A 14,079-nucleotide genomic window follows, 5' to 3' on the forward strand; every position below is an offset into this window, starting at 1 on the left:
GGGCGGCTCTCCCCGTGGAGGGAGAGCCGCCCTCGGTGTCGGTAGCGGTGGTGCCGGTCAGCTCTTGCTGAGCTCCCAGAACCGGAACACCGTCGAGGCGTCCAGGCAGTACTCCAGGCCGTAGACGCCGTCGCGGACGACCGCGTACTGCTTGGCCTGCCACACGGGCAGGAGGGGCAGTTCCTCGGCGACGATGTCCTGGAGCGCGGCGTAGTCCTTCTCGGTGGCGGCGCGGTCGGACTCGGCGGCCGTGCGCGGGATCAGCGTCCCGGTGATGGTGTTGTTGGCGTAGTTGTTGCCGAGCACGTTGCCCTTGCCGAAGAACGGGGCCGTGAAGTTGTCGGCGTCGGGGTAGTCGGGCACCCAGCCCTTGACGTAGACGCCGTACTTGCCGGCCTCGATGTCCTTCTCGTACTGGTCGAAGGGGACCGACTTGACCCGGGCCTCGAACAGGCCGCTGGCGTTGAGCTGGCCGGCGATGGCCTGCAACTCCTGGTCGGTGGCGGGGCCGTAGCGGGACGGCGTCGACCAGAGGGTGAGCTTCACCTTGCCGTCGATGCCGTCTTCCCGCAGGGCGGCGGCGGCCTTCGACTTGGAGGGGCTCGCGCCGTAGGTGTCGAAGAAGGCCGTGTTGTGGCCGCCGATACCGGCCGGGATGATCGAGTAGAGCGGGGTGGCGGTGCCCTGGTAGACGTCCTCGATGAGGGCGTCGCGGTCGATCAGGTAGGCGATGGCCTTGCGGACGGAGAGCTTTCCGGCGACCGGGTCGTCCATGTTGAAGACCAGGTGCTGGACCTCGGCGCTGGTTCCCTCGACGACCTGGGCGCCGGAGTCGGCGTCGGCCTTCTCGATGTCGGCGATGTCGCCGGCGCTCAGCCCTCGGTAGGCGATGTCGATCTCGTCGTCGAGGAGCGCCTGCTTCAGCGCGGTGCGGTCGCCGTGGAAGAACCTCAGGGTGACGCCGTCGTTCTTGACCTCGGCGTCGCCCTTGTAGTGCTCGTTGACGGAGAAGACGGCCTCGTCCTCGCTGAAGGAGTCCAGCTTGTAGGGGCCGGAACCGACCGCCTGGCCGTCCTCGCGCAGCTGGGCGCCGTCGTACTCACGGTGGTTGACGATGGAGCCGGCACCGGAGGCGATCTTGCTGGGGAAGGTGGCGTCGGGCACCTTCAGCCTGAAGACGACGGTCTTGTCGTCGGGCGTCTCGACGGAGTCGAGCATGGGGAACATGATCGACGGGCCGTCGGGGTCGGCGATCCTCAGCATGCGGTCGAAGGAGAACTTGACGTCCTTCGAGGTGAGCGGGTCTCCGTTGCTGAACTTCAGGCCGTCCTTCAGCGTGCACTTGTACACCTTGGTCGAGGTGTCCGTGAAGGAGCACTGCTCCGCGGCGTCGGGCTCCGGCTCGGTGCCTCCCTTCGGGAAGCTGAGCAGCGACTGGAAGACGTTGTTGAACAACAGCCAGGAGCCGGGGTCGTAGCCGGAGGCCGGGTCCGTCGCCAGGACGTCGTCGGACATCCCCATGACGACGGAGGAACCGTTGTTCCCCGCGTCACCGTTCTCCGTACCGCATCCGGTCAGCAGGCCGGAGGCCAGCCCTGCCGCGAGGGGCAGGACGGGCCACTGCTTGCGCATGTTCACGTGCGTGTGCCTTACGTCGTTCTCGGGATCCCGGGCGGCCGTGCGGCGGCCGGGCACGGGCGAGGAGATGTCAGCCGCTCACACCGCGGCCGAGCTCCCACAGCTGGAGGGTGGAGGAGGAGTTCAGCGCGTAGGCGCTTCCGGTGATGTCGTCCCGCGCGGCCACGTACTGCTTGCCCTGCCACAGGGGAAGCACCGGGACGTCACGGGCGACGGTGTCCTGGATGCGCGTCAGGCTGTCGACGGCGGCGAGCCGGTCGGCCTCCCGGCGCGACTGCGGGATCAGGCTGTTGCGGATCTCGCTGTTGGCGTACGGCGAGCCGAGGAAGTTGTCCTTGTCGAGGAAGGGCGCGAGGAAGTTGTCGGCGTCGGGGAAGTCCGGGAACCAGCCCATGCCGTAGACCTCGTACTCGCCCTTCTGCTCGGCGGGGCGGAACGTCGTCCAGGGGGCGCCCTTGATGTCGACGTCGAACAGGCCGCTGTCGTTGAGCTGCTTCTGCAGCAGCTCGAACTCCTTCTTCGTGGCGGAGCCGTAGTGGTCGGTCGTGTAATGCAGCGTCAGCTTGACCGGGGTGGTGATGTCGGCCCCGGTGAGCAGGGCGCGGGCCTTGGCGACGTTCGGGTCGCCGTAGCGGTTGAAGAACGCGTTGGAGTGGCCGGTGATGGCGGCCGGGACCAGCGAGTACAGCGGTTCGGCCTGCGAGCCGTAGACCTCGGAGACGATCTGGCCGCGGTTGACGATCTGGGCCATGGCCTGGCGGACGGCCTTGCTGCGGACGGCCGGGGCGTCGGTGTTGAAGGCCAGGTAGCGGATCTCCAGGCCGGGCATGTCGACGAGGTTGACGCCCTCGGGCGCGTCGGTGCCCAGCTGCTGGATCTGCTGCGGCGTCATGGTGCGCGACATCAGGTCGATGTCGCCCTTCTCGAGGGCGTCGCCCATGGCGTCGGCGTCCGCGTAGGAGACCAGTTCGACCTTGTCGTTGTTCACCGTCAGGGCGCCCTTGTACGAGGGGTTCTTGGTGAACACGGCCTTGACCAGCTCGCCGTCCTTCTCCTCGGCCTCCAGGGTGTACGGGCCGGAGCCGTCCACGGCGAAGCCGGCGCGCAGCTTGCCCTTGGGGTAGTCGTCGGGGTTGACGATGCCGGCGACCGGCGTGGACAGCTTGTACGGGAAGGTGGCGTCCGCGGTCTTGAGGTGGAAGATGACCTCGCGGTCGCCCTGCGTCTCGACGGTGTCGATGGTGGACAGCAGGGCGAAGACGCCGCTGTCGGCCTTGATGGAGCGGGCGCGGTCGATGGAGTACTTGACGTCGGCGGCGGTGATCGGGTCGCCGTTCGCGAAGGTCAGGTCGTCGCGCAGCCGGCAGGAGTAGCGCTCGTTGCCGGTGTCGGTGAAGCCGCAGCTCTCGGCCGCCTCGGGGACGGGCTCGCCCTCGCCGCGGGGCTGGATCATCAGCGTCTGCACGGTCTGGCGCAGCACGTTCCAGGTGCCGACGTCGTAGGCGTAGGCCGGGTCGAGGGGGGCCGGCGCGTCCTTGGAGACGATGAACCGGTCCGTGGTGCCGACGGCGATGGCGTCGCCGCCGTCGCTCCCGCCGTCGGACCCGCCGCATGCGGCGAGCGCGGGCGCGAGCAGGCCGGCCAGGGCCGGCAGCACCAAAGTCTTGCGGTTCATGCTCGAGTTTCTCCAGAGCTGTCGAGTCCGTGTATCCGGCATGCAGGGGTGGCGCCGCGGATCACGGGATCAGGGGGTGATGTTCTCGCGACGAGATTAGTGCGCGCCCGCAGCGCGGTTCGCGGGCACCGGAGTTGAACCGCCATCACGCAGCGAAACCGGACGTGGACACACCGAAAACCCGACAGCGGAAGGATTCGTGCAGCGTCCCACCAATCGGGACACAAGGGCACGGCGCAAACCGCGGGAACCGGACAAGGAGCACGCGCGGGGTGACGCACCGGACCGCGCGTGAGTGGTGAACCTCACATATTCAACGGGGTGTGTGGACGCTGGAATTCGGCCACCCGGAGTGGTTCGAATTCTCCCGCGGACGCGTTCGATGAATTCCCGCCCAATCCGTGCTGCACGGTGGGTGAAGAGCTAGCGCATTTCCGTCATCAGCCCGCGCAGAAATGGCAGGTCGACCTCTTCGAGCGAGGTCACCACGGTGCGGCGGGCGGCGGGGGCGATGGGGGCGACGGACGGCACCGCGACGACCCGGCAGCCGGCGGCCTCGGCGGCGGCCACCCCGGTCGCCGTGTCCTCGATGACGGCGCATCTGGCCGGATCCGCACCGAGCCCGGCCGCGGCCAGCAGATACGGGTCGGGGTGCGGCTTGGTGCGCGGCACCTCGTCACCGGCCACGGTCAGGGCGAAGTGCTCCGGGCCGAGCGTGGCGAGCACCCGGTCGATGATGCGCCGGTGGGAGGCGGAGACCAGGGCCGTGGGGACCTCGTGCGCGGCCAGCTCGGCGAGCAGCCGGGCGGCCCCGGGCATCATCGGCAGCGCGCGGTCGATCCGGTCCTCGAACCCCTGGTTGAGCAGGACGGTGAGTTCGGCCAGGGTGATGTCGGCCCCCGTGGCCTCGATGAGGAACCCCGCGCTGCGGCTCATGGGCCCGCCGACCACGACATGGCGCCAGGAGTCGTCGAGGGTGTGCCCGAGGGCCGCGAAGACCTCGACCTCGACGTCCCACCAGAAACCCTCGGTGTCCACCAGGGTCCCGTCCATGTCGAGGAGCACGGCCTGGAGGGCGGAGCCGTCGGCCGTACGGGTGCCGAGCGCGGGGACGGTGGTCGTCATCCGGCGTACCTCCTTGAGGGACGAGCAGGCCGGTTCCCGCACGGGAACCGGCCTCCAGTGGACCGACCAGTGTACGACGCGCGCCGGCGAAGCGCCTCGTTTGAACGGCGGTCGGCGGGGCACCCGGCCTCCCCCGCCCGCGGGAGCCCGGCGTGCCCGCCCGCGGAAGGCCCGGCGTGTGCCTCAGCGTGCGTTGAAGTACTTGGCCTCGGGGTGGTGGATGACGATGGCGTCCGTGGACTGCTCGGGGTGCAGCTGGAACTCCTCGGACAGGTGTACGCCGATGCGCTCGGGCTGGAGCAGGTCGGCGATCTTGGCACGGTCCTCCAGGTCGGGGCAGGCGCCGTAGCCGAGGGAGAAGCGCGCGCCGCGGTACTTCAGCGCGAACATGTCCTCGATGTCGGCCGGGTCCTCGCCGGCGAAGCCCAGTTCGGAGCGGACCCGGGCGTGCCAGTACTCGGCCAGCGCCTCGGCCAACTGCACGGACAGGCCGTGCAGTTCGAGGTAGTCCCGGTAGGCGTTGGACTCGAACAGCTTCGCGGTCTCCTCGCCGATGCGGGAGCCGACGGTGACGACCTGGAGTCCGACGACGTCCGTCTCGCCGGACTCCTCCGGGCGGAAGAAGTCGGCCAGGCACAGCCGCCGGCCGCGGCGCTGGCGGGGGAAGGTGAACCGGGTGCGCTCGTTGCCCGCCTCGTCGAGGATGATCAGGTCGTCGTCCTTGGAGACGCACGGGAAGTAGCCGTAGACGACGGCCGCCTCCAGCAGGTTCCGCGACTGGAGCTTGTCCAGCAGGCCGCGCAGCCGCGGCCGGCCCTCGGTCTCGACCAGCTCTTCGTAGGTGGGCCCCTGTCCGGTGCGCGCCTGCTTCAGGCCCCACTGGCCCTTGAACAGCGCGCCCTCGTCGAGCCAGCCGGCGTACTCCTTGAGCTGGATGCCCTTGACGACGCGGGTGCCCCAGAACGGCGGGGTGGGCACGGGGTTGTCGGTGGCGACGTCGGAGCGGACGTTGCCCTCCTGCGGGCGCTCCTCCGTCTCGACGGTGGCGGCCCGCACCCGGCGCTGCCTCAGCTCGGGCAGCTTGGCGCCGGGCACGCCCCGCTTGACGCCGATGAGGGCGTCCATCAGGCGCAGTCCCTCGAACGCGTCGCGGGCGTAGCGGACTTCGCCCTCGTAGATCTCGTGGAGGTCCTGTTCGACGTAGGCGCGGGTGAGGGCGGCGCCGCCGAGGATGACCGGGTAGCGGGCGGCCAGGCCGCGGGCGTTCAGCTCCTCCAGGTTCTCCTTCATGATCACCGTGGACTTCACCAGGAGTCCGGACATGCCGATGACGTCGGCGCGGTGCTCCTCGGCGGCCTCCAGGATCGCGGAGACGGGCTGCTTGATGCCGAGGTTGACGACGTTGTAGCCGTTGTTGGACAGGATGATGTCGACGAGGTTCTTGCCGATGTCGTGCACGTCGCCGCGCACGGTGGCGAGCACGATGGTGCCCTTGCCGTCCTCGTCGGTCTTCTCCATGTGCGGCTCCAGGTAGGCCACGGCGGTCTTCATGACCTCCGCGGACTGGAGCACGAACGGCAGTTGCATCTGGCCGGAGCCGAACAGCTCGCCGACCACCTTCATGCCGTCGAGCAGCGTCTCGTTGACGATCTCCAGCGCCGGGCGCCGGCTGAGCGCCTCGTCCAGGTCGGCTTCCAGCCCGTTGCGCTCGCCGTCGATGATGCGCCGCTTCAGGCGCTCGTCCAGCGGCAGCGCGGCCAGCTCCTCGGCCTTGCCCGCCTTCAGCGACTTCGCGGTCGCGCCCTCGAACAGCTGCATGAGCTTCTGGAGCGGGTCGTAGCCCTCGCCGCGGCGGTCGTAGATCAGGTCGAGGGCGGTGTTGACCTGCTCCTCGTCGAAGCGGGCGATCGGCAGGATCTTCGACGCGTGCACGATCGCCGAGTCCAGGCCGGCCTTGACGCACTCGTCGAGGAAGACGGAGTTCAGCAGGATGCGGGCGGCCGGGTTCAGGCCGAAGGAGATGTTGGACAGACCGAGGGTGGTCTGCACGTTCGGGTGGCGCTTCTTCAGCTCGCGGATCGCCTCGATGGTGGCGATGCCGTCCTTGCGGGACTCCTCCTGACCGGTGCAGATGGTGAAGGTCAGGGTGTCGATGAGGATGTCCTCCTCGCGGATGCCCCAGTTGCCGGTGAGGTCCGCGATCAGCCGTTCGGCGATCTCCACCTTCTTCTCCGGTGTGCGGGCCTGGCCCTCCTCGTCGATGGTGAGGGCGATCAGCGCGGCGCCGTGCTCCTTCGCCAGCTGCGTGACCTTGGCGAACCGGGACTCCGGGCCGTCGCCGTCCTCGTAGTTCACCGAGTTGATCACCGCGCGGCCGCCCAGCTTCTCCAGCCCGGCGCGGATCACGTCGACCTCGGTGGAGTCCAGCACGATCGGCAGGGTGGAGGCGGTGGCGAACCGGCCGGCCAGCTCCTCCATGTCGGCGACGCCGTCGCGGCCGACGTAGTCCACGCACAGGTCGAGCATGTGCGCGCCCTCGCGGATCTGCTCGCGGGCCATCTCCACGCAGTCGTCCCAGCGGCCCTCCAGCATGGCCTCGCGGAACTTCTTGGAGCCGTTGGCGTTGGTGCGCTCGCCGATCGCCAGGTACGCGGTGTCCTGGCGGAACGGCACCGACTGGTACAGCGAGGCGGCGCCCGGCTCGGGGCGCGGGTCGCGCTCGACCGGGCGCAGGCCGCGGACGCGCTCGACGACCTGGCGCAGGTGCTCCGGCGTGGTGCCGCAGCAGCCGCCGACCAGGGACAGGCCGTAGTCGCGGACGAAGTTCTCCTGGGCGTCCGCCAGCTCCGGCGCGGTGAGCGGGTAGTACGCGCCGTCCTTGGTCAGCTCGGGCAGGCCGGCGTTGGGCATGCAGGACAGCGGGACGCGGGCGTGCCGGGACAGGTGGCGCAGGTGCTCGCTCATCTCGGCGGGACCGGTGGCGCAGTTCAGGCCGATCATGTCGATGCCGAGCGGCTCCAGCGCGGTGAGCGCGGCGCCGATCTCGGAGCCGAGGAGCATGGTGCCGGTGGTCTCGACGGTGACCGAGACGATCAGCGGCACGTCGTATCCGGCGACCTCCATCGCGCGGCGGGCGGCGATGACGGAAGCCTTGGTCTGCAGGAGGTCCTGGGTGGTCTCGACGATCAGGGCGTCGGCGCCGCCGGCGAGCAGGCCCTCGGCGTTCTGCTGGTAGGCGTCGCGGATGGCGCGGAAGGTGGTGTGGCCGAGGGTGGGCAGCTTGGTGCCGGGGCCCATGGAGCCGAGCACCCAGCGCGGGCGGCCGTCGCGGGCGGTGTGGGCGTCGGCGGACTCGCGGGCGATGCGGGCGCCGGCTTCGGACAGTTCCAGGACCCGCTCGGCGATGTCGTACTCGGCGGCGGCGGTCAGGTTGGCGCCGAAGGTGTTGGTCTCCACGCAGTCCACGCCGACCGCGAAGTAGGCGTCGTGCACCGAGCGGACGATGTCCGGCCGGGTGACGTTCAGGACCTCGTTGCACCCTTCGAGGTTCTGGAAGTCCTCGAGGGAGGGTTCCTGGGCCTGGAGCATGGTGCCCATCGCTCCGTCGGCGACCACCACGCGGGTGGCGAGGGCCTCTCGGAGCGCGGACGCGCGGGTCCGGCTGTCGGTGGTAGGGGTCGGCGGCAACGAGGCCATGTAGGGGCTCCCTGAGATGCGACGGCTGTCGGCTTTGCGAGGTGCCTCCGGGCGCGGTCGGGGGACCGTCCCGGGGGCGGGCGCACGCCGTCAGAGTAACCGCCTGCGGGGCCCTATGGTCAGGGGCGTCCACGTGACGGACGAGGATGGTCGCCGCGGACGGCACCGGACGGGGCGCCGGGTTCCGGCCATCCGGGGCGGCCGGAGGACAGACAGTCGGTGTCGACCATTAGCGAGAGGTCGGCATGGACCGGTAGTGTTCGACATTGCCGAACGGCGGCAGCGACGTCGCCGCTCGACGGTCGAAGGGGACGGAGGCAGGACGGCGATGGCACGGAACATCCAGTCGCTCGAGCGGGCGGCCGCGATGCTGCGACTGCTCGCGGGCGGCGAGCGGCGGCTGGGCCTGTCGGACATCGCCTCGGCGCTGGGCCTGGCCAAGGGCACCGCCCACGGCATTCTGCGCACCCTCCAGCAGGAGGGGTTCGTCGAGCAGGACGACGCCTCCGGGCGCTACCAGCTGGGCGCGGAGCTGCTGCGCCTGGGCACCACCTATCTCGACGTCCACGAGCTGCGGGCGCGCGCCCTGGTGTGGACCGACGACCTGGCCCGCTCCAGCGGGGAGAGCGTGTATCTGGGGGTGCTGCACCAGCAGGGCGTGCTGATCGTGCACCACGTCTTCCGCCCCGACGACAGCCGGCAGGTGCTGGAGATCGGCGCCATGCAGCCGCTGCACTCCACGGCGCTGGGCAAGGTGCTGTCGGCGTACGACCCGGTCGCGCACAGCGAGGCCGTGGAGGCCGACCGCAAGGCCTTCACCGAGCGCACCGTCTGCGAGCTGGCCCCCTTCGAGCAGATCCTCGACCTCACGCGCGCGCGGGGCTACGCGGCCGACGTGGAGGAGACCTGGGAGGGCGTGGCGTCGATCGCCGCCCCCATCCACGACCGGCGCCGCATGCCGGTCGGCGCGGTCGGCATCACCGGCGCGGTGGAGCGGGTGTGCCGGGACGGCGAGCTGCGGCCCGAGCTGATCGCGGCGGTGCGGGACTGCGCCCGCGCGGTCTCGCGGGACCTGGGCGCCGGGCGCTTCTGAGGCCGGGGAGGCCACGGAAGACGCCGGGGAGGCCACGGAAGACGCCGGGCAGGCCGCGGGAGGCGCCGGGCAGGCCGCGGGAGACGCAGGCAGGCCGCGGAGGACAGCGGTGAGGCGCGGCAGGCGCGGGGGCCGGCCGGGCGCCGGCCGGAGGCCGGGGGTCGCTCACACGGCGCCCTTCGCGCCGTACGCGGGACCTCTCTCGCCACGACACCCCGGACGCATCGCCACGAGGCTTCAGCGGACGTTTCACCGGGGCACCGGTCGGCGCTCCGACTATCGACATGCCCAAATGTGGGCATATGGGACATAACCCCGCCCGCCGCGGCATCGATGATCGATAACTCTCAGCGATCAATAACGATCGCACTTTCGATAACGGAACCCTTGACGCATGCGCGACCGCCCGACAAGACTCCCGTCCATCGGTCGGCATTGTCGAACACCTAACGGCAATACGCGCTAGAGTGTGACAACGCCAAGGGCCGGCACAGCTCTCACCCCCGAGGGCGCAGAACCTCCGTTGGGACACGGGGTTCGGCTTCCCCTGGACGAAGGACAAAGGAGTCGCGGGTGTCCAGCTCCGACATCTTCATCGGCGAGACCATCGGTACCGCCATACTCATCCTGCTCGGCGCCGGCGTCGTGGCCGCCGTCGTGCTCAAGGCCTCCAAGGCCCGCAACGCCGGCTGGCTCGCCATCACCTTCGGGTGGGGTTTCGCCGTACTGACGGCCGTCTACATCTCGGCGCCGCTGTCCGGCGCCCACCTGAACCCGGCCGTGACGCTCGGCATCGCCATCAAGGACGGCGAGTGGAGCAACGTCCCCACCTACTTCGCGGGACAGCTGCTCGGCGCCATGATCGGCGCCACGCTCGCCTGGGTGGCGTACTACGGACAGTTCCGGGCCCACCTCACCGACCGCGAGATCGTGGGCGGGCCGGGCACCCAGTCCACCAAGGCCGTCGAGGCCCGGGAGGCCCAGGCCGGCCCGGTGCTCGGCGTCTTCTCCACCGGCCCCGAGGTCCGCAACGTGGCGATGAACCTCGCCACCGAGATCATCGGCACCTTCGTGCTGGTGCTCGCGGTCCTCACCCAGGGCCTCAACGACAGCGGCAAGGGCCTCGGCGCGCTCGGCGGACTGATGGTCGCGCTGGTCGTGGTCGGCATCGGTCTGTCGCTCGGCGGACCGACCGGTTACGCCATCAACCCCGCGCGCGACCTCGGCCCGCGCATCGTGCACGCGCTTCTCCCCCTGCCCAACAAGGGTGGCTCCGACTGGGGCTACGCCTGGATCCCGGTCGTCGGACCGCTGATCGGCGCCGCGCTCGCGGCGGGCCTCTACAACCTGGCTTTCGCCTAGAGGTTCGCTGGAGCACCAGCGCACAACCCAGTCCGCTCGACGAGAACCCCAGGAGCACACAGTGACCGACACCCACACCGCCGGCATCGCTTCTCACGGGCACGGCCCGTTCATCGCCGCCATCGACCAGGGCACCACCTCCAGCCGCTGCATCGTCTTCGACCGGGACGGCCGGATCGTCTCCGTCGACCAGAAGGAGCACGAGCAGATCTTCCCGAAGCCCGGCTGGGTCGAGCACGACGCCACCGAGATCTGGACCAACGTCCAGGAGGTCGTCGCCGGGGCCATCGAGAAGGCCGGCATCACCCGCGACGACATCAAGGCCATCGGCATCACCAACCAGCGCGAGACCACCGTGCTGTGGGACAGGAACACCGGTGAGCCCGTCCACCACGCCATCGTCTGGCAGGACACCCGCACCGACGCCCTCTGCAAGGAGCTGGGCCGCAACGTCGGCCAGGACCGCTTCCGCCGCGAGACCGGCCTTCCCCTCGCCTCCTACTTCGCCGGCCCCAAGGCCCGCTGGCTGCTGGACAACGTCGAGGGCCTGCGCGAGCGCGCCGAGGCCGGCGACATCCTCTTCGGCACCATGGACACCTGGGTCATCTGGAACCTGACCGGCGGCGCCGACGGCGGCAAGCACGTCACCGACGTCACCAACGCCTCCCGCACACTGCTGATGAACCTGCACACCATGCAGTGGGACGAGAGGATCTGCGAGTCCATCGGGGTCCCCACCGCGATGCTCCCGGAGATCCGCTCCTCCGCCGAGGTCTACGGCGAGATCACCGGCGGCCGCCTCGGCGACCTGCTCGGCGGCATCCCGGTCGCCTCCGCGCTCGGCGACCAGCAGGCGGCCCTGTTCGGCCAGACCTGCTTCTCCGAGGGCGAGACCAAGTCGACGTACGGCACCGGCACCTTCATGGTGATGAACACCGGTGACAAGCTCATCAACTCCTACAGCGGCCTGCTGACCACGGTCGGCTACCAGATCGGCGACCAGAAGCCGGTCTACGCCCTGGAGGGCTCGATCGCCGTCACCGGCTCCCTGGTGCAGTGGATGCGCGACCAGATGGGCCTGATCTCCACCGCCGCCGAGATCGAGACGCTCGCGCTCTCGGTCGAGGACAACGGCGGCGCCTACTTCGTGCCCGCCTTCTCCGGCCTGTTCGCCCCGTACTGGCGCTCCGACGCCCGCGGTGTGATCGCCGGCCTGACCCGGTACGTCACCAAGGCGCACCTGGCCCGAGCCGTGCTGGAGGCCACCGCCTGGCAGACCCGCGAGATCGCGGACGCCATGACGAAGGACTCCGGCGTGGAGCTGGCCACCCTCAAGGTCGACGGCGGCATGACCTCCAACAACCTGCTGATGCAGACCCTCGCCGACTTCGTGGACGCCCCCGTGGTGCGCCCGATGGTCGCCGAGACCACCTGCCTCGGCGCCGCCTACGCCGCCGGTCTCGCCGTCGGCTTCTGGAACAGCACCGACGACCTGCGCGCCAACTGGCGCCGGGCCGCCGAGTGGACCCCCCGCATGGACGCGGAGACCCGCGCCCGTGAGTACAAGAACTGGCTCAAGGCCGTCGAGCGGACCATGGGCTGGCTCGACGACGAGAACTGACCGCGGGCCACCGGCTCCGCGGCGCGTTCTCAGCCGAGCTCTGATGAGGAGTAAGAACCCGACATGACCAGTCAGTCCACCCTGCAGTCCGTGCCCGCCCTCGGTACGCGTCCGGCCTTCGGCGTAGGTCCGAGCCGGGCCGAGACCCGGGAGCTGCTCGCCAAGGCGTCGTACGACCTTCTCGTGATCGGCGGCGGCATCCTGGGCATCTCCACCGCCTGGCACGCCGCCCAGGCCGGTCTGAGGGTGGCGCTGGTCGACGCCGGCGACTTCGCCGGCGCCACCTCCTCCGCCTCCTCCAAGCTGCTCCACGGCGGTCTGCGCTACCTGCAGACCGGCGCGGTGAAGCTGGTGGCGGAGAACCACTTCGAGCGCCGTGCGGTCTCCCGCCAGGTGGCCCCCCACCTGGCGAACCCGCTCACCTTCTACCTCCCCGTGTACAAGGGCGGGCCGCACGGCGCGGCGAAGCTGGGCGCGGGTGTGTTCGCGTACTCGATGCTGTCGGCCTTCGGCGACGGCGTCGGCCACCTGCTGTCCCCGGCCAAGGCGGCGGCGGACGTGCCCGAGCTGCGCACCGAGAACCTGAAGGCCGTGGCCGTGTACGGCGACGACCAGATGAACGACGCCCGGATGGCGCTGATGACGGTCCGCGCGGCCTTCGAGGCCGGTGCGGTCGTCCTCAACCACGCCGAGGTCACCGGCCTGCGCTTCACCAAGGGCCGGGTGACCGGCGCCGAGCTGAAGGACCGGATGTCCGGTGCCGAGTTCGGCGTGAACGCCCGGCTGGTGCTGAACGCGACCGGCCCGTGGGTGGACCACCTGCGCCGGATGGAGGACCCGGACGCCGCACCGTCGATCCGGCTGTCGAAGGGCGCGCACCTGGTCCTGAAGCGCACCTCCCCGTGGAAGGCCGCGCTGGCCACCCCGATCGACAAGTACCGCATCACCTTCGCCCTGCCCTGGGAGGACATGCTCCTGCTGGGCACCACGGACGAGGAGTTCGAGGGCGACCCGGCGGACGTCGCGGTCAACGACAAGGACATAGCCCAGATTCTCGACGAGGCCGCGTTCTCCATCCGCGACCAGCAGCTCGACCGCGATCTGATCACCTACGCCTTCGCCGGTCTGCGGGTGCTGCCGGGCGGCCCCGGTGACACCGCCAAGGCCAAGCGCGAGACGGTCGTCACCGAGGGCAGGGGCGGGATGCTGTCCGTCGCGGGCGGCAAGTGGACGACCTTCCGCCACATCGGCCGTACGGTGATGAAGAAGCTGGAGTCGCTGCCGGGCCACCCGCTCGGCGAGGACTTCGAGCCGATCTCGTCGCTGCCGAAGAAGCTGCCGCTGCCGGGTGTCGCCAACCCGCGCGCGGTCGCCCACCGGCTGCTCGTCGACGGCCCGGCTCCCGGCCCGCGCATGGCGGCCGACACCGCCAGGCACCTGGCCACCCACTACGGCTCGCTGGCCTTCGACATCGCCCGCCTCGCCAACGAGAACCCGGAGCTGGGCCGGCGGGTCCACCCGGACGCGCCGGAGATCTGGGCACAGGTCGTCTGGGCCCGCGACCACGAGTGGGCCGAGACGGTGGAGGACGTGCTGCGCCGCCGTACGACACTGACGATCCGCGGTCTGGCCACGGACGAGATCCGCGCCAGGGTCCAGGACCTGCTGGACGAGAAGAAGTAACGGCTCGCAGCAGCAGCGGCTCGCGCGCCGGCTCTTCCCTGACCGCCGCCGGCAGCCGAGGCCCGGCCCCCACCGCACTGTGGGGCCGGCACGCGAGGGGGCGGCTCCGCGCCGGCGGAGCCGCCCCTTTCGCACGCCCCGGTGCGCGGGGGGGTGGCCGCGGTCGCCCGGGCGCCTGGGCGACCG

Annotated in this window: 8 protein-coding genes; 4 read left to right on the forward strand and 4 right to left on the reverse strand. The window is 70.4% G+C overall.

The window, feature by feature from the left end:
- Positions 1-57: 57 nt before the first annotated feature.
- The 4 genes from G7Z13_RS06680 to metH form a co-directional block, all read right to left on the reverse strand.
- Positions 58-1,638, reverse strand: coding sequence for an ABC transporter substrate-binding protein (locus G7Z13_RS06680; protein WP_165996966.1), 1,581 nt, complete (start codon positions 1,636-1,638; stop codon positions 58-60).
- 70 nt (positions 1,639-1,708) lie between these two features.
- The gene (locus G7Z13_RS06685; RefSeq protein WP_165996969.1) at positions 1,709-3,313 is read right to left on the reverse strand and encodes an ABC transporter substrate-binding protein; all 1,605 of its coding nucleotides are present in this window, start codon (positions 3,311-3,313) and stop codon (positions 1,709-1,711) included.
- Positions 3,314-3,736: 423 nt separating this feature from the next.
- A complete protein-coding gene (locus G7Z13_RS06690) occupies positions 3,737-4,438 on the reverse strand; it encodes an HAD family phosphatase (protein ID WP_165996971.1) in 702 nt (233 codons plus the stop codon).
- Positions 4,439-4,621: 183 nt separating this feature from the next.
- Positions 4,622-8,134: a methionine synthase gene (gene metH, locus G7Z13_RS06695; protein ID WP_165996973.1), complete on the reverse strand. Its 3,513-nt coding sequence runs from the start codon at positions 8,132-8,134 to the stop codon at positions 4,622-4,624.
- A gap of 328 nt (positions 8,135-8,462) precedes the next feature.
- Between metH and G7Z13_RS06700 the strand changes: the two genes are divergently transcribed.
- From G7Z13_RS06700 to G7Z13_RS06715, 4 genes are all read left to right on the forward strand, one after another.
- Positions 8,463-9,227, forward strand: coding sequence for an IclR family transcriptional regulator (locus G7Z13_RS06700; RefSeq protein WP_165996975.1), 765 nt, complete (start codon positions 8,463-8,465; stop codon positions 9,225-9,227).
- Positions 9,228-9,800: 573 nt separating this feature from the next.
- Positions 9,801-10,589 (forward strand): MIP/aquaporin family protein, encoded by a 789-nt coding sequence (locus G7Z13_RS06705; RefSeq protein WP_165996976.1) that lies wholly within the window; start codon positions 9,801-9,803, stop codon positions 10,587-10,589.
- Positions 10,590-10,674: 85 nt separating this feature from the next.
- Entirely contained in the window at positions 10,675-12,210 is a 1,536-nt protein-coding gene (gene glpK, locus G7Z13_RS06710) for a glycerol kinase GlpK (RefSeq protein ID WP_166004715.1), read from the forward strand.
- 63 nt (positions 12,211-12,273) lie between these two features.
- A complete protein-coding gene (locus G7Z13_RS06715; protein ID WP_165996978.1) occupies positions 12,274-13,893 on the forward strand; it encodes a glycerol-3-phosphate dehydrogenase/oxidase in 1,620 nt (539 codons plus the stop codon).
- The last annotated feature ends 186 nt before the right edge of the window (positions 13,894-14,079 follow it).

The organism is Streptomyces sp. JB150 (assembly GCF_011193355.1).
Taxonomy (GTDB): Bacteria; Actinomycetota; Actinomycetes; order Streptomycetales; family Streptomycetaceae; genus Streptomyces.